The 20,529-nt window shown below is 54.3% G+C and carries 20 protein-coding genes and 1 tRNA gene; 8 read left to right on the top strand and 13 right to left on the bottom strand.

Annotated features, from left to right (window positions below; all coding sequences use genetic code 11):
• Nucleotides 1-186: 186 nt before the first annotated feature.
• The 3 genes from aguB (at nt 187) to K9857_RS08765 (ending at nt 2,624) form a co-directional block, all read left to right on the top strand.
• A complete protein-coding gene (gene aguB / locus K9857_RS08775; protein WP_224534902.1) occupies nt 187-1,065 on the top strand; it encodes an N-carbamoylputrescine amidase in 879 nt (292 codons plus the stop codon).
• A 5-nt stretch (nt 1,066-1,070) separates the two neighbouring features.
• Nucleotides 1,071-2,177, top strand: coding sequence for an agmatine deiminase (aguA, locus tag K9857_RS08770; protein ID WP_224534900.1), 1,107 nt, complete (start codon nt 1,071-1,073; stop codon nt 2,175-2,177).
• Nucleotides 2,178-2,411: 234 nt separating this feature from the next.
• Nucleotides 2,412-2,624: a hypothetical protein gene (locus K9857_RS08765; protein ID WP_224534898.1), complete on the top strand. Its 213-nt coding sequence runs from the start codon at nt 2,412-2,414 to the stop codon at nt 2,622-2,624.
• Nucleotides 2,625-2,795: 171 nt separating this feature from the next.
• Here K9857_RS08765 and K9857_RS08760 read toward each other — a convergent pair whose 3' ends face one another.
• Nucleotides 2,796-4,889, bottom strand: a complete 2,094-nt coding sequence (locus tag K9857_RS08760) for a TonB-dependent receptor (RefSeq protein ID WP_224534896.1) — start codon at nt 4,887-4,889, stop codon at nt 2,796-2,798.
• A 443-nt stretch (nt 4,890-5,332) separates the two neighbouring features.
• Between K9857_RS08760 and K9857_RS08755 the strand changes: the two genes are divergently transcribed.
• The gene (locus K9857_RS08755) at nt 5,333-6,619 is read left to right on the top strand and encodes an OprD family porin (RefSeq protein ID WP_224534894.1); all 1,287 of its coding nucleotides are present in this window, start codon (nt 5,333-5,335) and stop codon (nt 6,617-6,619) included.
• A gap of 270 nt (nt 6,620-6,889) precedes the next feature.
• A complete protein-coding gene (gene fic, locus K9857_RS08750) occupies nt 6,890-8,014 on the top strand; it encodes a protein adenylyltransferase Fic (RefSeq protein WP_318011748.1) in 1,125 nt (374 codons plus the stop codon).
• A gap of 76 nt (nt 8,015-8,090) precedes the next feature.
• On the opposite strand, the gene K9857_RS08745 is transcribed toward fic, so the two are convergent.
• Both K9857_RS08745 and K9857_RS08740 read right to left on the bottom strand, forming a co-directional pair.
• Nucleotides 8,091-8,372, bottom strand: a complete 282-nt coding sequence (locus tag K9857_RS08745) for a DUF3077 domain-containing protein (protein ID WP_224534892.1) — start codon at nt 8,370-8,372, stop codon at nt 8,091-8,093.
• Between the two features lie 555 nt (nt 8,373-8,927).
• Nucleotides 8,928-9,209: a helix-turn-helix domain-containing protein gene (locus K9857_RS08740; RefSeq protein WP_224534891.1), complete on the bottom strand. Its 282-nt coding sequence runs from the start codon at nt 9,207-9,209 to the stop codon at nt 8,928-8,930.
• A 216-nt stretch (nt 9,210-9,425) separates the two neighbouring features.
• Between K9857_RS08740 and K9857_RS08735 the strand changes: the two genes are divergently transcribed.
• From K9857_RS08735 to K9857_RS08725, 3 genes are read left to right on the top strand one after another with little or no spacing between them, the layout of a single operon-like run.
• Nucleotides 9,426-9,644 carry a tautomerase family protein gene (locus K9857_RS08735; RefSeq protein ID WP_175376510.1) on the top strand — a complete coding sequence of 73 codons (219 nt, stop codon included), beginning with the start codon at nt 9,426-9,428 and terminating at the stop codon, nt 9,642-9,644.
• Nucleotides 9,641-10,297: a DsbA family oxidoreductase gene (locus K9857_RS08730; protein ID WP_224534889.1), complete on the top strand. Its 657-nt coding sequence runs from the start codon at nt 9,641-9,643 to the stop codon at nt 10,295-10,297. Before K9857_RS08735 ends, K9857_RS08730 begins: the two co-directional genes overlap by 4 nt.
• A gap of 43 nt (nt 10,298-10,340) precedes the next feature.
• Nucleotides 10,341-11,051: an SDR family NAD(P)-dependent oxidoreductase gene (locus K9857_RS08725; protein WP_224534887.1), complete on the top strand. Its 711-nt coding sequence runs from the start codon at nt 10,341-10,343 to the stop codon at nt 11,049-11,051.
• 210 nt (nt 11,052-11,261) lie between these two features.
• On the opposite strand, the gene K9857_RS08720 is transcribed toward K9857_RS08725, so the two are convergent.
• From K9857_RS08720 to K9857_RS08675, 10 genes are all read right to left on the bottom strand, one after another.
• The gene (locus tag K9857_RS08720; RefSeq protein ID WP_224534885.1) at nt 11,262-13,178 is read right to left on the bottom strand and encodes an ATP-binding protein; all 1,917 of its coding nucleotides are present in this window, start codon (nt 13,176-13,178) and stop codon (nt 11,262-11,264) included.
• Nucleotides 13,171-13,662, bottom strand: coding sequence for an ABC-three component system middle component 5 (locus K9857_RS08715; RefSeq protein WP_318011749.1), 492 nt, complete (start codon nt 13,660-13,662; stop codon nt 13,171-13,173). Before K9857_RS08715 ends, K9857_RS08720 begins: the two co-directional genes overlap by 8 nt.
• Entirely contained in the window at nt 13,662-14,234 is a 573-nt protein-coding gene (locus tag K9857_RS08710; protein ID WP_224534881.1) for an ABC-three component system protein, read from the bottom strand. Before K9857_RS08710 ends, K9857_RS08715 begins: the two co-directional genes overlap by 1 nt.
• 31 nt (nt 14,235-14,265) lie before the next feature.
• Nucleotides 14,266-14,613 carry a hypothetical protein gene (locus K9857_RS08705; protein ID WP_224534879.1) on the bottom strand — a complete coding sequence of 116 codons (348 nt, stop codon included), beginning with the start codon at nt 14,611-14,613 and terminating at the stop codon, nt 14,266-14,268.
• Between the two features lie 1,001 nt (nt 14,614-15,614).
• Nucleotides 15,615-16,499: a hypothetical protein gene (locus K9857_RS08700; RefSeq protein ID WP_224534877.1), complete on the bottom strand. Its 885-nt coding sequence runs from the start codon at nt 16,497-16,499 to the stop codon at nt 15,615-15,617.
• A gap of 113 nt (nt 16,500-16,612) precedes the next feature.
• Nucleotides 16,613-16,688 (bottom strand) — tRNA-Thr (locus tag K9857_RS08695).
• A gap of 416 nt (nt 16,689-17,104) precedes the next feature.
• Entirely contained in the window at nt 17,105-18,334 is a 1,230-nt protein-coding gene (locus K9857_RS08690) for a methyltransferase (RefSeq protein ID WP_224534874.1), read from the bottom strand.
• Nucleotides 18,315-19,004, bottom strand: coding sequence for an ABC transporter permease (locus K9857_RS08685; RefSeq protein WP_175376521.1), 690 nt, complete (start codon nt 19,002-19,004; stop codon nt 18,315-18,317). Before K9857_RS08685 ends, K9857_RS08690 begins: the two co-directional genes overlap by 20 nt.
• The gene (locus K9857_RS08680) at nt 19,001-19,696 is read right to left on the bottom strand and encodes an ABC transporter permease (protein WP_224534873.1); all 696 of its coding nucleotides are present in this window, start codon (nt 19,694-19,696) and stop codon (nt 19,001-19,003) included. Before K9857_RS08680 ends, K9857_RS08685 begins: the two co-directional genes overlap by 4 nt.
• A 78-nt stretch (nt 19,697-19,774) precedes the next feature.
• Complete coding sequence (locus K9857_RS08675; protein ID WP_224534871.1) at nt 19,775-20,521, bottom strand: ABC transporter substrate-binding protein; 747 nt, start codon at nt 20,519-20,521, stop codon at nt 19,775-19,777.
• Nucleotides 20,522-20,529: the final 8 nt, after the last annotated feature.

Genomic DNA, 20,529 nt, shown 5'->3' with positions numbered 1-20,529 from the left:
TCTGTAGGAGCGAGGCTTGCCCGCGAAGCTTTTCCAATATCGATTAATATCTGTGTTTTGCGCGTGATTTAAGACGAAAGGCAAATCAACAGCTTCTAAAGCCGATATTTATCGGATATAAAGTCACCAATGCCAGGGCGTGGATCACCCATGCCCGACCGTCACGCACTTGCCCGGAGATGCTTCATGAGCCGTAACGTTACTGTCGCTGCCACGCAAATGGCCTGTTCCTGGGACCTTGAAGGCAACATCGAGGTCGCTGAAAGACTGGTCCGCGAAGCGGCCGCCAAAGGCGCGCAGATCATCCTGATCCAGGAATTGTTCGAAGCACCGTACTTCTGCCAGAAGCCGAATCCGGATTACCTGCAACTGGCCACGGCGGTGGAAGACAACGTCGCGATCAAGCACTTCCAGAAAGTCGCGAAAGAACTGCAAGTCGTACTGCCGATCAGCTTCTACGAGCGCGCCGGCCGCGCGCGCTTCAACAGCATCGCGATCATCGACGCCGACGGCAGCAACCTGGGGATCTATCGCAAGAGCCACATCCCGGATGGCCCTGGCTACCACGAGAAGTACTACTTCAACCCGGGCGATACCGGCTTCAAGGTGTGGAATACCCGCTACGCGAAAATCGGCGTGGGCATCTGCTGGGACCAGTGGTTCCCGGAAGCCGCGCGCAGCATGGCGCTGCTGGGCGCGGAGATTCTGTTCTACCCGACCGCCATCGGCAGCGAGCCACATGACAAGACCATTTCGTCCCGCGATCACTGGCAGCGCGTGCAACAAGGCCACGCGGGCGCTAACCTGATGCCGCTGATCGCCAGTAACCGCATCGGCAACGAAGAACAAGACGGCTACGACATTACCTTTTATGGTTCGTCGTTCATTGCCAACCAGTTCGGCGAGAAGGTGCAGGAACTCAATGAGACCGAAGAAGGCATTCTGGTTCACACCTTCGACCTCGACCAACTGGAACACATCCGTAGCGCGTGGGGCTCGTTCCGTGACCGTCGTCCGAACCTGTACGGCGCGCTGAAAACCCTCGACGGAACCCTGGAGTCCTGATCGACATGACCACTTTGAACAGCACCCCTCGCGCAGACGGCTTCTACATGCCGGCCGAGTGGGCACCACAGACCCAGACCTGGATGATCTGGCCCGAGCGCCCGGACAACTGGCGCCTGGGCGGCAAACCGGCGCAGGCCGCGCACGTGGCGGTGGCCAAAGCCATCGCCCGTTTCGAACCGGTCACCGTGGCGGTCTCCGCCGGCCAGTACGAAAACGCCCGTGCCCGCCTGGATGTGCCGAACATTCGCGTGGTGGAAATGTCCAGCGACGACGCCTGGGTGCGCGACACTGGTCCGACATTCGTCATCAACGACAGCGGCGAAGTCCGTGGCGTGAACTGGGACTTCAACTCCTGGGGCGGTTTTGACGGTGGCCTGTACTCGCCGTGGAATCGTGATTCGCAGGTCGGCGGCAAGATCCTCGAGATCGAACGCAGCTCGCGCTATCGCACCGAGGGCTTCGTGCTCGAAGGCGGTTCGATTCACGTCGACGGCGAAGGCACGCTGATCACCACCGAAGAATGCCTGCTTAACCGCAATCGCAACCCGCACATGAACCGTGGGGAAATCGAAGCGGTGCTGAGCGCGAATCTGGCTGTGGACAAGATCATCTGGCTGCCGGACGGCTTGTACAACGACGAAACCGACGGCCATGTGGATAACTTCTGCTGCTACGTGCGTCCCGGTGAAGTGCTGCTGGCCTGGACCGACGACCCGCAGGACCCGAACTACCCGCGCTGCCAGGCGGCGATGAAAGTGCTGCAAGAAAGCACCGACGCCAAGGGACGCCCATTCACGGTGCACAAGATGCCGATTCCGGGGCCGCTGTACGCGACCGAGGAAGAGTGCGCCGGCGTCGATCCGGTGGATGGCACCCAGGAGCGTAATCCGTCGGTGCGCCTGGCCGGTTCCTACGTGAACTTCCTGATCGTCAACGGCGGCATCATCGCGCCGAGCTTTGACGACCCGCTGGATGGCCCTGCCAGGGAAATCCTGCAGTCGCTGTTTCCGCAGCACGAAGTGGTAATGGTTCCCGGCCGCGAACTGTTACTGGGTGGCGGTAACATTCACTGCCTTACCCAACAGCAGCCGGCGCCGCACAAGGTTTGAGTGAGCCCGTAACATCCTGAGTTGATTGTTAAAAAATTCAGGCAAACGTTTTCGCGCCCTACATAGCACAGAGCCCGCATTCCGCAAGGTTTGCGGGCTTTTTTGTATCGTTTCGCTGACCTTGGCATAGCTCTTGTATCGTTCAGGGTGCAAGACAGGGAGGGGGAGAACTTATTCGTTCTGTCATAAACCTTGGATAATTTAGCCGCTCACAAACCGGGAGAGAGCGCTGAAATGAACGCCGAAGTGAACGTAGTGGGCGAGCAAGCGCTGCATCCCCTGGCCGTAAATGGTGAATCGCTCCAGATCCTGGCGCACTGGTTCAAGTCCAATGGAACGCGTCCGATCAGCGAGACTGATCCGCGCCGGACAATGATCGAGCGCTACCCCGCTGGTTTATTCAGCGAAGCGGAACTGGATGCGTTGTGGGATTTGATGGAAAGCTAAGAATAAAAACCATGGATTGAACAAACGAAAGCGCTGCCGGGATGGCAGCGCTTTTTTTTGCACCTTTGTAGGAGCGAGCTTGCTCGCGATAGCGTCGGCACATCCAGCATTTGTGGTGGCTGACACACCGCTTCGCGAGCAAGCTCGGCTCCTACAGGTGTTGTGTTGTGTTTAGAAGCTGTAGGTTCCCGTGACCACCACGCTACGCGGTGCCCCCGGCTGAATCTGCGCCGCACTGGTCGCCGACGAGTAATACGTCTTGTCGGTGATGTTGTTCAGCGCTGCGCGCAAATCCCAATCCTTTTGCCGGAAGCCTGCCAGCGCATCCCAGCGTCCATAACCCGGCAGCACGGTGGTGTTGAGGTTATCGGCATAACGATCGCCGACCAGGGTCAAGCCGGTTTCGGCGTACCAGCCCATCTCCGGTTTCCAGGTCACGAACAGGCTGCCGTTGTGCTTGGCCACGTTGCTGATGCGTTTGCCTTCAAAACCGTTGTTGTCTTTCTCGACCGTGGCGTCCTGCACGCCCACGCCGCCGCGCACGTACCAGTTGCCGGTGATCTTGCCGGCCGCAGTCAGCTCGATGCCGCGCGAACGTTGCAGGCCGGTGAGCAGGGTGATGGTCGGGTTGTTCGGGTCGCTGGTGCGGCGGTTGTAGAGCTCCAGCTCGTAGATCGCCAGTGTGGTGCTCAGGCGGTCGTCCAGCCAGTCGCTTTTCACGCCGATTTCTTTCTGCTTGGTCAGTTCCGGGCTCAGGTCGTTGGTGTTGCCCGCAGCGCCCGGGGTGATGCCGATCAGGCCGCCGCCGACCGGGGAAAAGGTCTTCGACCACGAGGCGTAGAAGGAATGATTCTGCAGCGGAGTCCAGACCAGTCCTACACGTGGGCTGGTGCTGTGGCTGTCACGGTCTTCGGAAATGTCCCGCAGCTTGTTGGTCGACTCGATATCGAAGGTGTCGTAGCGCAGGCCGCCGAGCAATTGCCATTGATCGTTGAGTTGCAACTGGTCCTGCACATACACCGCGCGGCTTTCGACCTCGGTGTGAGAGCTGCTGCTGACCTGCATGCGCCCGGTGTGGCGCAGGTCGCGGTTGGGGTTGTTCAGGTCCAGCGACGGCACCGGCGAACTACCAGGCCCGGAGGTGGCAGCGGTGTACAGCGTCGGGTCGCGCCGCTGGCTGCCGATCTCGATCCCGGTCAGCAGGCGATGTTCCAGGCCGAAAGTATCGAAACCGCCTTCCAGCTCCACGTTGTTGTAAACGTTGCGAGTGGTCAGGTCCTGTTGCCAGTGTTGGCGCGTGACCCGGTTGGTGGCCGGGGTGTAGCCGGTCTGGTAGGTGTTGTCGAAATCACTGTTGAGCTTGAACACGCCCAGGGTCTGGCGCAGTTGCCAGTTGTCGCTCAGTTCATAGGTGAGCTTGGAGCGCAGGGATTGCGATTTGTCGTCGATGAAATCGTTGTCGCTGAAGTAGGTGGTATCGCGCCCGACGTCTGCCGGGCGACCGTTCACCCCGGGAATGCCGCGATCCGGTGTGCGGTTGTAGCGGCTGTATTCATACTGCACCAGCCAGTTCAGGTCGGGCGTCAGCTGCCAGCTCATCGACGGCGCGAACAATTGCCGATTGCCGCTTACCCCGTCGCGGAAGCTGTTCTGGTCCATGTTGCCCATGTTCAGGCGCAGGCTGATGTTCTCCGCCGGGTCGGTACTGAGATCGGCATAAAGGCTACGCAGATCGTCGCTGCCGCCCTGGGCTTCTATTGTCGAGCGGCGGCCGAATTCCGGCAGCTTGCTCACCCGGTTGACGATCCCGCCCTGGCTACCGCGGCCGTACAACACGGCGGCGGGGCCTTTAAGCACGTCGATGCGCTCGATGTTGTGCAAATCCCGCACGTATTGGCTGTCGTCGCGGATGCCGTCCAGGTAGAAGTCGTTACTGGCATCGAAGCCGCGGATGCGCAGGCTGTCGAAGCGGGTGTCGGCGCCGCTGCTGACGTTGGGGATGCCACTGAGCGCCGTGCCCAGGTCGTTGGTGCCGTAATCGGCGACGTTCTCGGTTTTGATCGAATCGATGGCCTGAGGGACGTAACGTACGGGCGTGTTGGTGCGGGTCGCGGTGTTGGTTTCCTTTACGCGTGGGTCATCTTCCTGCTCTTCAGCGCTGATCGCGGTGGCAGGCAGAGTGGTGGTGGCAGCACAGGTAAAACCGGCAGACAGAAATGCAGAGAGCCCAAGACTAAAGGGCAGCAGGCGAAAAGGGGCAGGCATTGAAAAGCGCATCCGTGGGATTTTTAGGGGTGTAGCTCGAACGGTGCGAATGGTAATGCTTGTTATTTACTTGCGTTAATTATTCTTGATAAAGCTTTGTGCCGGTTTGTTTCCAGTTGTGTCGGAATTGCTACGTTTGGGCGGGCTCGCTTACTTCCTTGGATGGATCATTGGCTTACTATTGAATTTTTCTGCTGCGTAAATTCATTTCTTAGACGTTTTTTGCCTAATTCAAGACGATTCATGAAATTGACACACCATTAAGGCCGCACTACGATTCGGCCCAACGCCTGTGGCAGACCGCCATAACCCGAAAATAATAAAAAGGCCCGCCGCGATTCGTCGTGGGCGGGCCTTTTTGTTTGCCGAATGAAAAAAGAGCGCGATAGTGCCGTTTCAGCCGTTCGACACAGCGCGTTTCAACCCGTAATAAGGAAAACAAAATGTTGAACAAGCGAATCAGTCTGATCGCTCTGGGGATGTTGAGCGCTTCACAGGCCATGGCTAACGACCAGGCCGAATCCAAGGGATTTGTTGAAGACAGCAGCCTCAAGGTGCTGCTGCGCAACGCCTACATGAACCGTGATTACAAGGACGGCAACCCGGATAAATCCGAGTGGGGCCAAGCGGCCATCGGTACGTTCTCGTCCGGCTTCACCCAAGGCACCATCGGTGTCGGCGTGGACGCCTTCGGCCTGTACGCCCTGAACCTGGAGCGCAGCGAAGATCGCAGCGGCGCGCAAGGTATCGACTTCTTCAAAAAAGGCGCCAGCGGCGATCCTGCAGACGACCTGGCCAAAGCCGGCGCGGCAGTGAAATTCCGCCTGTCCAGCACCACGCTGACCTACGGCGACCAGATGCCGGCGCTGCCGGTGCTGAGCTACGACAACGTGCGTCTGCTGCCGGAAAGCTACACCGGTACCCTGATCACCTCCAAAGAGATCAAGGGCCTGGAACTGAACGCCGGTCGCTTCACCGCCGAATCGCGCAAAAGCGCCGAAGGCCGTGACAGCGGTGGCCTGAAGTCGATCAACGTGTTGGGCGGCAGCTATCAGTTCACCGAACAGTTCAAGGCCGCGCTGTACGCTTCCGACGTCGAAGACGTGCTGAAGAAGCAGTACGTGAACGCCAACTACGTGTTCCCGCTGTCCAAGGATCAGTCCCTGACCCTGGACTTCAACGGCTACCGCACCAAGCTGGACAGCTCCTACGTCGATGCCAACAACCTGACCGGCGACGACAACAAGATCTGGAGCCTGGCGGCCATCTACGCCACCGGCCCGCACTCGTTCACCCTCGGCTATCAGCGCAGCACCGGCGACAGCAACCTGGGCTACCCGTACGGCGGCTACCAGAAGGATCAAGGTCGTATCGGTGACGGTGGCAACACCATCTACCTGGCCAACTCCTACTGGTCCGACTTCAACGCCGAAGACGAACGCAGCTGGCAACTGGGCTACGGCCTGGACTTCGGCTCCTTCGGTGTACCGGGCCTGAGCTACAACTTCGCCTACGTGCGCGGTGACAACATCACCACCTCCACCAGCAGCGGCGGCACCGAGCGCGAAATCTTCAACCAGTTCAAATACGTCGTCCAAAGCGGCCCGGCCAAAGACCTCAGCGTGAAACTGCGCAGCTCCATCCTGCGCGTGTCGCAGAAGTCGAGCGAGTACAACGTCAGCGGCAACGAAGTGCGCGTGTTTGTGGATTACCCGATCAACATCTTCTGATGATTGGTTTTGGGATCGAGGCCTGATTTTGGGCTGAGATAGGAAAAGCCCCGACTGGTTCGGGGCTTTTTTGTGCGCGGTTGGTGGCTCATGTCGTCGAAACTCGATTTCGGCGACATGAGTTGTGAACATGTCGTCGGCGGCGACATGTTGTGAGGATGTGTCGCAAAAAGTGGAAAATTGCGACACGTTATGGGCTCATGTCTACACTGGCGACATGAGTGACGCCCGTTTTGCTCAAAAAACATACAAAATCAGGACTTCATCCTTATGACCGACCTCGTGTTGCCATGGCAAGCCGACAGGCCATACAACCAGCTGCCTCTGCTGCCGCCAGGCGTCGAACTGGAAACTCGCGCGGTCCTCAAAAAATGTATTGAGGCGCGCACTGCGTTGGCCGAGCTGAAACAGGCGGCGGAGCTGATCCCGAATCAGACGGTCCTGATCAACACAATTCCCCTGCTGGAAGCCAAGGACAGCTCGGAAATAGAAAGTATCGTCACTACTACGGATTTGCTGTTTCAGCACGCGCAAGACATTGAAAGCCATGCAGATCCGGCGACCAAGGAAGCTCTGCGTTATCGAACGGCGCTTAATCAGGGATTTCATTCTTTGATTCAAAGGCCGCTATCGACCAACACTGCGGTAGAAATCTGCCGAACGTTGAAGGGGGCGCAACTGGATATCCGTCGTACTCCTGGGACGCAGCTGGCGAATGATCGAACAGGTGAAGTCATCTACACCCCGCCAGAAGGAGAGGAGCACCTGCGAAATCTGCTCGCCAACTGGGAGCGGTTTCTGCACAACGAAACTGATCTCGACCCTCTCGTGCGCATGGCGGTCGGGCATTATCAGTTCGAAGCAATCCATCCTTTTGTCGACGGTAACGGTCGGACCGGGCGAGTACTCAATACCCTGTTTTTGATTCAGGAGGGGCTGTTGAATCTGCCGATCCTTTATCTGAGCCGATACATCATTGCCCAGCGTGCCGATTACTACCGACTCTTGTTGGAGGTGACGACCAAACAGGCGTGGGAGCCTTGGTTGTTGTTCATGTTGAGTGCAGTAGAGGAAACCGCTCGTTGGACCACAGCCAAAATTGCGGCCATTCGTGCATTGTCCGAGCACACCACTGAATTTGTACGTGATCAGCTTCCCAAGACGTACTCACGCGAGTTGGTCGACGTCATTTTCGAACAACCCTATTGCCGCATCAGCAACGTGGTCGATAAGAAAGTCGCTCAACGTCAGGCTGCGTCGCGATACCTTAAGGATCTGGTTTCCGTTGGCGTGCTGGAAGAAATTCAACTGGGCAAGGAAAAGCTTTTTATTCATCCCAAGTTGATGCAATTGCTCACACGCGACAGCAATGAATTCAGGCCTTACGTTGGTTAAGTGCCTGGATTGAATGAAGAAGCCCCGACTGATTCGGGGCTTCTTCATCTGCATGGATCGTATTTACCCTGCTGCTTTATTCGTTGCGATTGTTCATCGGCGCCTCCAGCACCTTGACCACGTCATCGACGATCGCCTTGCTCATCTCTTGCAAAAAATGTGATGCCCAGGCGTGTCGGTCACTGCCGCGAACCATGGCTGCATCTGATGCCAGATGTTTTGCGATGTGGAGCAGATCCGAGGCGTGAGAGAGGGCGCGGATGACAGGTACGCCGGCGCTGATGTGAAACAGTGGTTCGTTGTCGTGGTAGGAGAAGGGGGTGAGGCCGATGGTTTTGAGATCTTGGGGATTGGTCATTGAGCACCTCCACAAGCGGGCTGGCGGTGACTACTGACTGTTGAAGCAAACCTGCGAATTTCTGACGGACTAGTAACGGACATTGGCAACATCTCCTGAATCAAATTGGAGCTGCCACGTTCGTTCTCAGGCGAATGGGTGGCAGCTGTGCGCGGGCTGAGAAACCGGAGATACAGGAACCCGGCAGACCCGAAGGTCTCCCACGCACAGCCGCCATTGCACGGAAATGCGGACACAAAAAAGCGCCGAAAATCGTGATTTGGGGCGCTTGTGCGCCTGTATCTTACTTGGGTTCTCAGGCCCGGTCGCTGAATTGGCAGCGACGGGTCGAAGTTAGCGTGGGAGCAGAGCGTGCGCAATCGTGGCTAGGTGGTGGCGTGGGGAACGTGTCGTAGGAGCTGTCGAGTGAAGCGAGGCTGCAATCTTTTGATCTTTTCAAAGGCAAGATCAAAAGATCTCAGTCTGCGAAGCTCCTACATAAAAGCGTATTCACTTGCGATCGCACCAGCATGGCGGCCTTGTTCAGGGTGCGAAATGTGATCAGGTCTTGCTTGCTCAAGAGCTTTTGGGTGACAAGGTAATCGTGCTTCGAAAGCCAAGTTTATCCAGCATGTCGATCATTGCATCAATCGTGAACTTGTGGATTTTGCCTGTGGTGAGCTCGGACACACGTGATTGGGTCACGTTTAATCTGGCGGCTGCCTCGCTTTGTTTGAGCCCCAGATTTTTTATCTGCTCAGCAATGAAAATCGACAGCTCCATTTTCATGGCCATTTTGCTGGCAGCTTCGTTGTCATGCGTGACGTGAAAGGGGCTGTCGAAGTATTGAATGGTCATGAGCATTCCCTTCTCTATCTAATATTTAAGATAAAAGCAGGCTAGCGAAGGGGAAATTTATAAACCATCGCTTTATTGCTTCTGCATGTGAGATCTATTACTCCACGTAACTAATGATGTTCCCCGTCCCATCTTTTTCCCCTCGCCCCAAATCCCTAAATTGAGCTCCAACGCCTCTCCCATCATCCCGACGGGAAGGTCACTGGAGATTCCTCAATGCCTTTCGTAAGCGTCCGCATTACCCGCGATGGCGTGACCACTGAGCAGAAAGCTCAGGTGATCGCCGAAATCACTGAAACACTGGAACGCGTTCTCAACAAGCGCCCTGACCTGACCCACATCGTGATCGAGGAAGTCGACACCGATAACTGGGGTTACGCCGGGATTACCACCACCCAGTACCGCAAACAGCTGGCGGAAGAGGGGAAGTCATGACCGCGCCGGTGACCATCGATTTCGTCTCCGATGTGGTGTGCCCCTGGTGCGCACTGGGCGCCACAGCGCTGGAGCAGGCGATCGCAAACGTGGCGGGTGAGGTCTCGGTACAGCTGACCTACAAGCCTTTCGAGCTGAACCCGAACATGCCGCCAGAAGGTGAGAAAGCCGTCGAGCACCTGATGCGCAAATACGGACGCACCGCCGAAGACGTGGCCTCCGGGAAAGCGATGCAGATCGCTCGCGGTGAGGCCATCGGCTTCAAGTTCGACCTGGAGAAACGCACGCACTTCTACAACACCTTCGACGCCCACCGTTTGCTGTATTGGGCGCAGGAAGAGGGGCGTCAGGTGGCGCTGAAGAAGATCCTGCTTCGCGCTTACTTCAGCGAAGGCCAGAACCCGAGTGATCAGCAGACGCTGGTGCGCCTGGCCGGTGAAGCTGGGCTGGACGAAGCCCAGGCTCGCAAGGTGCTGGTGTCCGGCGCGTATGGCAACGAAGTGCGTGAACTTGAGGAGTTTTACCGTCAGCACGGCATCAATTCGGTCCCGGCCATGGTGTTGAACGGTCGTCACCTGGTGTCCGGATCGCAGTCGGTCCAGTACTACGAACAAGTGTTGCGGCAAATGGCGGCGGCTCCTGCTGAAGCCTGATCCACCCAATTTCAAATCCCATTATCAGTTAGAGGTATACATCATGAGCAATTCGAAAAAAGTCATCGTTATCACTGGCGCATCCCAAGGTCTGGGCGACGGCATGGTCAAGGCCTTCCGTGAACTGGGCTACCAGATCGTCGCCACTTCGCGTTCGATCAAACCGTCGACCGATCCGGACATCCTCACCGTGGCCGGCGACATCGGCGAGCCTGAAACTGCCCAGCGCGTAATCCGTGAAGCCATCGCCCGTTTCGGCCGCATCGACACCCTGGTCAACAACGCCGGTATCTTCATCGCCAAGCCGTTCACCCAGTACACCGCCGAAGACTACGCCAACGTGCTGTCGGTGAACCTCAACGGCTTCTTCTACATCACTCAACTGGCCATCGCCGAGATGGAAAAACACGGCAGCGGCCACGTGGTGAACATCACCACCAGCCTGGTCGACCACGCCATCGACGGCGTGCCATCGGTTCTGGCTTCGCTGACCAAAGGCGGCCTGAACGCGGCAACCCGCTCCCTGGCCATCGAATATGCCAAGCGTGGCATCCGGGTGAACGCCGTCTCCCCAGGCATCATCAAAACCCCGATGCACGGCGAAGAAACCCACGCTGCACTGGGCGCGCTGCATCCGGTTGGTCATATGGGTGAGATCGACGATATTGCTAACGCGGTCGTGTATCTGGATGGCGCGAAGTTTGTGACTGGTGAGATCCTGCACGTTGATGGTGGGCAGAGCGCGGGGCACTAAGCGCCGGGCTTCAAACGGGTGAAATGACAAAGCCCTCGTAGCGATACGGGGGCTTTGTTTTGTAAGGTGCGGCACCAGGAGTCGAAATCACAGCTAACTTCTTGGCGGCAATGAAGAATTGATAGAGATATTTTTCGGATATCCCTAAAAGTATCCTTTTAGGGATGTTTCACTAACGTCGACCAGACAGCTCTCAGGGCTTTAGTTTTATTAAATGTTAAGAACGTTTCCGGAATAGAATGGCCCAACCCCAAACTTTTCATTGTTAAGCTCATCTAGAACCATAGAAGTGCAAAAAATAAGCTGGAAATCAGAACGATCTTTGAAACAATTTATTAGGGCTCGCTGAAAGTTGTGGCTGCGATATTCTTTCATGCCTCCGTTTTCAATTGCATCAACTAGTAAAAAGCGCGGGAGTCGATAATTTGGATCATCCAGTGATTCTAATAACGCTGAAATGTGAAGCGAGTTTTTTTTGATGTAATTGGAGCTACCAGAAAACTTCACCCTTCCATTTATGAGCATTCGGTCCTTTGCGAAGTCGATCTCAATCTCTTCAATGTTGGACTCAGCGAATTCCTCTTCATAAGGTTCACCATTGACCCTGCGCTCAGGCTGTAGAATGCTTACGACGTTTTCTGCAATTCCATGGTATACGGTTTCGCGTCTCTTTTTATTTGCAGAAGATGCGCTTTGAATAAGCTCTTTAATTTTTGATATGTCGGCAATCAAATCGAGTTTTTTTAATTTGTGCGCATCCAAGTCAGTGATGATTCTGACTTTTTTCTCATGATTTATATTTTCTGATTCTAAGAATCCAATTTTTTGTGCGCGCTCTAGCGCGGCATGAGACGCAGGGTCGAACAATCCAGTGAACTCAGAAATTTTGCTCTGCGCATTTGCCAAATTTAATTTGCAAATTTCAATGGAGGACTCCAAGCCAATTTTATGTTCAATATGGTCTTGTAGTACTTTCTTGTTACTGAGTAGTTGGAAGTCTAGCTCATTAAGAAGTTCCATATAGTTGGAGTTATGCTTATCTCCCTCAATCGGGGATTTGCAAAGATGGCAATTTGCAGAGGTTTCGGGCATGTCGGAAGCCACGATCTCGTTGAGGCAGCATGGGCATTGTGAATATTTAAGGAGCCCAACTGTTTCATATGCTGCTTTGGACTCTAGCAAAGATTTTTTTCTAAATTGGAGCGACTTCTCGAATAGCTGGCAGTCTACAATTTCGCCATTTGCCAGAAATAGATCTGATTGAAAGCTCTGCAATTGTCTGTTATAGGTGTCTATATGAGATTTTATACGTTGAAATTCTGAAATTCTGGTTTGATCAGCATTTGAGCTGACAGTCGCTTCTGGTGGAGCACTTCTTAATTTTATTATTTCAGCAATATTGGATGCGATATTGAGTTGCAGTGTCTGCAGCGTAACAGCTGAGTCTTCCCCCAATATTTTATACATTGCGGCGAGATCTGAAGCGACGCGTTCGTACTCTCTTTCAGCTATCAAAAGCTCTTGGCGCAGTTGATGTGTGTCTAAGTTATCGAGCCCTAAGAGGAACTCTGCAATTGCCAAGCGAGTACCTTCGCTGTCTGCACGTGGGTTGTCCTCCGCTCTAAAAATTTTTGTAGAGGCAGTTTCTTGGTCAACATACAAAAATCTTAAGACCTGGTGCATTGTAAGGTTAGCGTAATCTTCTGTCTTGTGACCTTCCCATCCAAGAAGCTCAAAAAACTTCTGAGAGAAAGACATTTTCTCGTCACTCCGACGTGGGCCATAATTGCCCCATGCTTCTACATCGCTGGTTTCTTCGTCATAACTGCCAGAGCGTATTGAAATGGGGGGTATTTTTCCTTTCTCAATGTTTCTTTTTATAGTAAAAATATTTCCATTTATATTGATTTGGCAGCACACATAGTCACACTTGTCTGCTGGGTACAGCCATTGGTTATCCTTGATTTCTCCGCCTAAGATATAAAAAATCAACTCAAGAATAGTGGTTTTTCCGACGGAGTGATCGCCGCGAATAACATTTATTCCTCTGTGGAATTTTTCATCATAAACGCTGAATCCGGACTTCTTTACAATGAAGCGCTCAATAGAAAGTGTCGATTTAATCATAGCGATATTCCATTAACCCGCTTTTGAATTTAAAGCCTGTTTTTCCTTCGAGCTTGACCTTTGGTAATGCGGAAATCAGACCTTTAAATAATTCGCTTTTTGAGAATGAATCGTTGTTGAAGGTTCTGATTAAGTCGGTTGGTAGAGAATCAGAAAGTAATGTAATGGTGCTCGCAGTTAACCTTATTATTGATTTTTGTTGTAGGGCGAGCATCGCTGAATCTTGAATGCGAGAAAGCTCATAGAATAAACTTCTAGGGTTTGGTGTTACTTCAAATGGCTCGGGCGTACTAAAAATGATATCTTTGTATCGATTGAGCGGTCGAGGAAGATTGACTGACTTTAAAAGATGAGGGTACAGATAATAAAAATCTATGAGGCGTAATGCGTCTTTCTGAATTTCATGATTATCTACAGAGTTTAAGATATTCAATATTCGATAAACGCAGTGATTTACATCATAACCTGGGTGATAAATTACCATCACGTCCACTCCACGTGACATTTTTCGGTTAAGAAATATAGCATTCCTTCGACAAGATCGCTGGTTACAAAACCGCCAGCCAACGTGACTTCCTGATAAAGTGGTTCTATGATGGTGGCGTTAATTGCAGAGCGAATCGTGATGTCGCCTTGGCCGCTTTTAAGCATTGGTAAAATGTGGGCATTAAACCTTGTTAGTATCAGTCCTAGAAGATGGTTGAATATGATCTGGTAAGACTTTACATGTTGAAGCTTAGAAATCATCTTCGCAGCTTTCTGACTAGAGATGAGCGCTTGGTTGAGATAGACCTCTCGCCCTGCAATCTCTAATTTAGCTTCTAATCCAATGACAGTCCTCGAAGGAGAGCTTTTGATTTTGCTCTCCAGCTCCTCTAATACCATCTGGTAGATAGGGTCGCTTTCTTTAAGTAGTTCGTGTTGAGTTATAAGCTTTTTTAAGGCCTCTGCACCTACCGTAACGTCAAAAGAAGGAAATTTTATTACGGTTGACCCGATATTAAGATCGCCGTGAATTTCATTATTATTGATCTCGTTACCAGAAATTGACACCATTTCACGACTCCCTTGCTCGCGCACGGCGTTGTCAATCTTTGCCGCCGATGCTGAAGTCGCCTTTAACTTTGTTTTTATTGATTTTGTTATCTGTAATGTCCGAGGAACTTCCGATCCTGAAGTTACCATCTACTTCGTTTTCTTCTATCGTGTTTTTGGCGATTGACTTGTTGTTGGCGTTTTTTTTCTGGTCAGATTTTACCCAAATCCAACCCATTGCTATGCAGAATAAAAAAATTGTCGCAATTAGAGTTAAGTTTAATGCTAGGCTATTTTTGAATATTTCTGACTTGTCTAAGTAGGTGGTAATTAGGTGCTGGAAAACAAACGTCGCTATAACTGATGGCCCACCTACTTTAATTGCATTTTCCCAGTTCAAAGTGATTGCTCTCTTTTATAAAGTCGTACTGTTAAGCTTTTTGCTTTTTCATGCCTATAACAGTGTTTTCAATGGTTGGCTGCATCCGATTGGATGGCTAAACAGCTGGCTTGGCATATTGCTACTATGACAATTTAGCGGTTGCCATGGTTTTAGTAAATAGAGGTCTCTCACCTCAGGTTGCAATGTGTAGGGCTATTTCCATCTTTCAAGCCTTCAGAATGCATCCTGTCTGGTAGCCGACATATCCTTGCACAACCTCCTGATCAAGCTCTCCCCACGTCATCCCGCCAAGAATGCTGAGTGTTATCAGGGATCAAGGCCCCTGCGACCTGTGGGGAATGTCCACTACGCGGGACTGGCGGCTCTTTACGTCCGGGAGCAAGGGCATCTCATGATCTGGCCTCATGAACACCGTTACCAGTGGGCGGGTGGAGGCTGCATTGGCTGACGAGACCAGTGCCGCGAGATCCTGAGCCGGGTGAACACAGCGATGCGATAACTGGGGCATGCCTGACTGTCAGTCAGGTGCAGTCCATTCCCTGGTCTGCGGCACCATCATCTACATCGCTGTTGCTGGTGACATCGGCGTTTGTCACGAGGGGAATTGCCGCAAAGCCATGTGCGATAAGGGCTGCAGCAGTGGTAGGAGCGCCCGTCTCTTTCCAGAGACAGAGACGGGCACAGGTTGGCGCATATGAAATGGCCAAGCGGAATGGTTGCTGCAGGGCAGAAGGGTAGGGTGGTCGCCGCAGGGGCAACGATGTTTAGTTGGCATCCATCACATGGGTAGTGACCGTACGAGCTACCGGACGCGAATCGTACTTGGGGGGTAAACCACCGCGGTTGCGGCGCGGCCTTTCAGGTTTCTGGAGCAAAAAGGGGACGAGCAAAAAGGGGACAGCAAAAAGGGGACAGATTTATTTTCGGAAAAATAAATCTGTCCCCTTTTTGGTGCGTAGAACGCGCTCACATAGCTATGGCTCTAAACTTTCGGGGTATCACTCCGCCATACCGCTACTTTTCTCCCTTCTCCAGTTGCGGATCGTAGGCAAGTCTTTGCCACGAACCCGATTGGCTAGCCAGTACCCAATTACGGTGCACACAGGCCCCAAAATAACTAGCGACCAATTGCCAAGCGCGTAAGTTTCGCCAAGGATCGGCTTGAGCAGGGACATGGTTTTGGCAAGTGCTAGGCTCGCACCCAACCCACAGCAAAGGGCTGAGGCCAGCAGAAAGCGCCAGTCCAGAGTCCGGGCCGATTGGTGTTTGCGTTGTCTTGGAATGATCCAGGCATAAGTGAAGTAGATAGTGAGCGACACGAGGCATTGCACCGCCGAAATGATCAGGCGTGCAATATCGACGTGCTCAACTGATGAATCCTCAATTGATACCTCACGGATGCCCGCAATTCTGGCCTTGACGGTTATGAGGGGATCAGGTCCGGAGGTGATCGTTGAGAAAACGATCTTGTCTTTCGGATTTGATAGGTATGGGGCGACGGACAGGCGACTGTTATCAACCGAAATCTTGACAGGGATCTCTTTTGGTTCGGTCAAATCAAGTCTCGCCGACACGAATTGCAAGCCGCTTGCACCTGTGAATTCAATCGGAGTTTCGAAATCAGTGCTCAAAATTGGTTTCGAGCCGGAGTTGACGATTTCAAAGGAGTTGAAATAAGGGTTAGTAAGCTCAACCCCGTTCACCGTCATTTTCACGTCATACGTTTTTGAATTTGCAAATGGCTGCAACGGAGAGGATGAAAGCTTACGTACGGAAAGAGAATGCGCGTTTAAATCCGACTGCCACTGGTAGGCGGGTAGGGCCAAGGCAGCGATGGCGATGGCGATGCCTAAAAGGTATTTCCAGTCGAAGTTCCATTTCATAACAACGCCGTCTCTAGGTTAACCGCGTGGCGAGTCTCAGTCGCTTGTTACGTCGCTTGTTACGTCTGGGACAAAAAACAAGGGCCTGCATCGCTGCAAGCCCTTGATTTATATGGTGCCGGCACCAGGAATCGAACCCGGGACCTACTGATTACAAGTCAGTTGCTCTACCATCTGAGCTATACCGGCGTGTCAGGGCGACGATTATAGCGATTGGGTGGGTTCTGTAAACCCCTGAATTCTGACTATTTTTGCTTGGCCGGTTGCGCGGGATTGATGTCGGGCAAAGGTCGAGCTTTTCTACGCTTTTGGCGTGACCAACTTCCCGGATTCACTTCTACTAAACCCCCGCATTTTCTGCTCAAACAACCCATCAGCCTCCCGTTTACTTCCTTTTGATCGAACGCTTATGCACAACCGGATTTTCCATGCGCGGGTGATTCGGTCAATTTCTGGATCCATTCCCATCAACACGCAAATCACTGTTTTTCGGGTTTTTATTAATGTGTACGAAAACTGAACAGTCTCGTTTCAACGCTGAAACAGCTGTAAATATTGGATCCACGTTATTTTCATCAACAGAGTTATCCACAGCCTATGAGCCATTAGGGGCGTTCGGCCAGGATCAGCAGATTACGCGGGGTGAGTGGGGTTTCGCAGAATGTGCCCAAGCGAACGCTGTAACCCTGTTCCTGCAGGAACAGGGTACGGTCCAGTACCAGCCAAAGCTCCAGTGGGCGTCGGAAAAGTCCGCGCAGCAGCTCCAGGTTGCGTACCTGTGCCAGGCGTTGCCAGCCGGCTGCTTCCCATGCTGCCCAGTCCTGAGTGCCGATTGTGGATAACTCTTTAAGCTCGGCCAAATGATGGCAGTACTCGGCGAAGGGTTTGTCCAGCCAGACGCTCGGCAGGGAAGGGGTGGGCAGGTATTCATCGATGCCGCGCACGTGCCGCTGCAACAGGTCGAAGGCCAAGCGCCGGGCCATGGAAGTATCGCGTTGGCGTCGGACCCGGGCGCCGGCGGTTACGGTTTCGCTCGCCGGTAACGCCAGATCGTCAAGTGAGAGCTGTAGGTCAGAGCCCTTGGCTGTCGAGGAAATCGGCGCGTAATGGGTCAGATTGATGCGGTTGTAGCAGCAGGGAGCGATGGCGAGTTGTTTGCAGCCGGCGGCGCTGGCGAGCTGGATCAGGCGTACATGCAGATCGCCGCAGGCGTGGAGTGCGACTGGCGTGTGTTGACCATCCAATAACGCGGCCGCGTCGGCAGCGAGTACATCCTGTTCCACGTGCAGTGCGTGCAGTTGATGACGCTGACTGAGGGCCTGACCGCTGGTGACCAGTGCCGGGTCGTATTCCAGGCAAGTCAGCTGTTGGCCACTATTCAGCAACCGTCGCCCTAAATGACCTTTGCCCGAACACCAGTCCAGCCAATGCTTCGGCGTCTCGGCGAATTGCAGTCGACTGGCAAACGCCTCGATCTGCTCCCACTTGCGACCCGGTACATCGACATTCAATCGATGACCCGTCGCTTCCAATGCATGAGCGGGCAATTCATCCAAAGCACTCAACGCCAGCGACGTCGCCGCAAGCGCAGCAAAAGGCTCTGGCGCATCCATCAGGGCAGGTTGGTTGTGTGTGCTTTCCGCTTCTTCCAGCGAACGGCCGCGTAGCCAGGCGGCTAGTTCAGGGTAGGACAATTCCCAAGGCAGGTGCAGATGTGTGAACGGGCGGGGTTTCCACAGTGCCTGATGCTCTGTCAGAAAAGCATCCAGCGCGGTGAAACGGGCGAGCAGGGCCTCGCCCGTCAGCACGCTGTACTCAGCGCCCTTGGCAGGCATCGACGCGCAGCCAGCGCTCCAGCAGCTTGAAGCCGCGCACCAGCACATAAGCCATCACGAGGTAGAACACACCGGCGGCGAAGAAGATTTCCACCGGCAGGTAGGTCCGGGCAATGATGGTGCGGGCCATGCCGGTCAGTTCCAGCAAGGTCACGGTGCTGGCCAGGGCGCTGGCCTTGAGCATCAGTATCACTTCGTTGCTGTAGGCCGGCAGGCCGATGCGCGCGGCGCGGGGCAACATGATGTAGAACAGCGCCTTGGGCTTGGACATGCCCAGCGCCCTTGCCGCTTCGATCTCGCCCGGCGGAATCGCCTGGATCGCGCCGCGCAGGATCTCGGCAATGTATGCGGCGGTGTGCAGGGTCATGGTGGCCGTGGCGCACCAGAACGGATCGCGCAGGTAGGGCCACATGGAGCTGTTACGGACCGCGTCGAACTGCGCGAGGCCGTAGTAGACGAGGAACAGTTGCACCAGCAGCGGCGTGCCGCGGAAAAAGAAGATGTAGCCGTAGGGAAATGCCCGCACCCACCACAGGCGCGAGGAGCGAGCGATGCCCAGCGGAATCGCCAGCAGCAAACCGGCGATCACGGCGATGGCCACCAGCTCGAGGGTCAGGGTTGCGCCCTGAGCGAGCTTCGGCAGCCACTTGATGATGACTTCCCAGTTCATTGGGCGCTCCTCGTGAAGCCGCGAGCGGCGCGTTTTTCCAGGAAGTGCATGCCGATCATGGCCAGGATCGTCAGGCCCAGGTACATGAAGGCCGCGACCATATAGAAGGTGAACGGTTGCTTGGACACGGTTACGCCAATCTGTGCGTGACGCATGATTTCTTCCAGGCCGATCACGGACACCAGCGCGGTGTCCTTCATCAGGATCATGAACAGGTTCCCAAGGCCCGGCAGGGCGATGCGCCACATCTGCGGCATGATCAGCTTGGTGAAGATGCGCCATTTCGACAGGCCCAGGGCCACGCCGGCCTCACGATGGCCTTTGGGAATGGCGATGATCGCGCCGCGAAACACTTCCGTGGCGTAGGCGCCGAAGCACAGGCCCAGCGCGATCACGCCGGCGGCGAAGGCGTTGAGTTCAAGGTCGGGGTTGCCGAAGAACTCGCCCAGGGCACGCATCATGTTGACGGTGCCGAAGTAGATCAGCAGCACCCAGAGCAATTCCGGAATGCCGCGAACCAACGTTGAATAGGTGCCGCCAAGCCATTGCAGCGGCTTGTACGGGGAGGTCTTGGCCAAGGCGCCAAGCAGACCGAGCACCAGCCCCAGGCACAGGGCCGAAAGTGCCAGTTTCACAGTCATCAGCGCGCCAGCGGCAAGCGCCGGGCCGAATCCGTAGAGGTCGATAATCATGAATTTCTTTTCAAATCGCGGCAGGCAAGGCCGGGGACCGGCGCCGTCAGAGGGCGGCGTCGGTCCGGCAGGTCAGTATCAATAGATGCTGAACGGGAAGTACTTGTCGTTGATCTTCTTGTAGGTGCCGTCAGCAACGATTTCTTTCAGTGCGACGTTCAGCTTCTCGCGGATCGGATCGTTTTTACGTACTGCGATACCGATCTTGTCGCTTTCTTCCACCGGGTCGCCCTTGAATTCGTAGGACTTGCCAGCGTCGCTTTTCAGCCACTCGTAGTTGACGTACTTGTCGGCCAGGATGCCGTCGACGCGGCCAGCGGTCAGGTCGAGGTAGGCGTTTTCCTGGGTGTCGTAGAGCTTCACTTCAACGCCAGGCATGTTGTCTTCCATCCAGGTACCGGCGAGGGTCGCACGTTGTGCGCCGATCACTTTGCCTTTCAGAGAGGCTTCGTCGGTTTTGAAGTCGATGTCTTTCTTGGCGATGAATTGCAGCTTGTTGGAGTAGTACGGGTCGGTGAAGTCCACCGCCTGCTTGCGCTCGTCAGTGATCGACATCGAGGAGATCAGGAAGTCGAACTTCTTGGCGTTCAGGGCCGGGATGATGCCGTCCCAGTCGGAGGTCACTACGGTGCATTCGACTTTCATCTTGGCGCACAGGGCGTCGCCGATTTCCTTGTCGAAGCCCACGACGTTGCCGCTGGCGTCTTTGTTGTTGAACGGCGGGTAGGCCGCTTCGATGCCCATCTTCAGAGTCTCGGCCATGGCACCGGCGCTGAACGCCAGGGTGACGGCGGCGGCCAGGAAGACCTTCTTGTAGTTCTGCATGCGGGTAG

The sequence above is a fragment of the Pseudomonas sp. REP124 genome (assembly GCF_020164475.1).
In the GTDB taxonomy this organism is placed as follows: Bacteria; Pseudomonadota; Gammaproteobacteria; order Pseudomonadales; family Pseudomonadaceae; genus Aquipseudomonas.
The sequence above is the reverse complement of the archived record's forward strand: the minus strand, read 5'-3'. Positions and strand labels throughout refer to the sequence as shown.

Bases quoted from the DNA above. Each gene is read 5' to 3' on its own strand.
- K9857_RS08760 (WP_224534896.1), bottom strand. From the start codon at position 4,889: ATGCCTGCCCCTTTTCGCCTGCTGCCCTTTAGTCTTGGGCTCTCTGCA.
- K9857_RS08700 (WP_224534877.1), bottom strand. From the start codon at position 16,499: ATGAAATGGAACTTCGACTGGAAATACCTTTTAGGCATCGCCATCGCC.
- K9857_RS08730 (WP_224534889.1), top strand. From the start codon at position 9,641: ATGACCGCGCCGGTGACCATCGATTTCGTCTCCGATGTGGTGTGCCCC.
- K9857_RS08715 (WP_318011749.1), bottom strand. From the start codon at position 13,662: ATGGTAATTTATCACCCAGGTTATGATGTAAATCACTGCGTTTATCGA.
- K9857_RS08675 (WP_224534871.1), bottom strand. From the start codon at position 20,521: ATGCAGAACTACAAGAAGGTCTTCCTGGCCGCCGCCGTCACCCTGGCG.
- fic (WP_318011748.1), top strand. From the start codon at position 6,890: ATGACCGACCTCGTGTTGCCATGGCAAGCCGACAGGCCATACAACCAG.
- K9857_RS08690 (WP_224534874.1), bottom strand. From the start codon at position 18,334: ATGCCTGCCAAGGGCGCTGAGTACAGCGTGCTGACGGGCGAGGCCCTG.
- K9857_RS08765 (WP_224534898.1), top strand. From the start codon at position 2,412: ATGAACGCCGAAGTGAACGTAGTGGGCGAGCAAGCGCTGCATCCCCTG.
- K9857_RS08720 (WP_224534885.1), bottom strand. From the start codon at position 13,178: ATGATTAAATCGACACTTTCTATTGAGCGCTTCATTGTAAAGAAGTCC.
- K9857_RS08680 (WP_224534873.1), bottom strand. From the start codon at position 19,696: ATGATTATCGACCTCTACGGATTCGGCCCGGCGCTTGCCGCTGGCGCG.
- K9857_RS08740 (WP_224534891.1), bottom strand. From the start codon at position 9,209: ATGACCATTCAATACTTCGACAGCCCCTTTCACGTCACGCATGACAAC.
- K9857_RS08685 (WP_175376521.1), bottom strand. From the start codon at position 19,004: ATGAACTGGGAAGTCATCATCAAGTGGCTGCCGAAGCTCGCTCAGGGC.
- aguB (WP_224534902.1), top strand. From the start codon at position 187: ATGAGCCGTAACGTTACTGTCGCTGCCACGCAAATGGCCTGTTCCTGG.
- aguA (WP_224534900.1), top strand. From the start codon at position 1,071: ATGACCACTTTGAACAGCACCCCTCGCGCAGACGGCTTCTACATGCCG.
- K9857_RS08745 (WP_224534892.1), bottom strand. From the start codon at position 8,372: ATGACCAATCCCCAAGATCTCAAAACCATCGGCCTCACCCCCTTCTCC.
- K9857_RS08725 (WP_224534887.1), top strand. From the start codon at position 10,341: ATGAGCAATTCGAAAAAAGTCATCGTTATCACTGGCGCATCCCAAGGT.
- K9857_RS08755 (WP_224534894.1), top strand. From the start codon at position 5,333: ATGTTGAACAAGCGAATCAGTCTGATCGCTCTGGGGATGTTGAGCGCT.
- K9857_RS08710 (WP_224534881.1), bottom strand. From the start codon at position 14,234: ATGGTGTCAATTTCTGGTAACGAGATCAATAATAATGAAATTCACGGC.
- K9857_RS08735 (WP_175376510.1), top strand. From the start codon at position 9,426: ATGCCTTTCGTAAGCGTCCGCATTACCCGCGATGGCGTGACCACTGAG.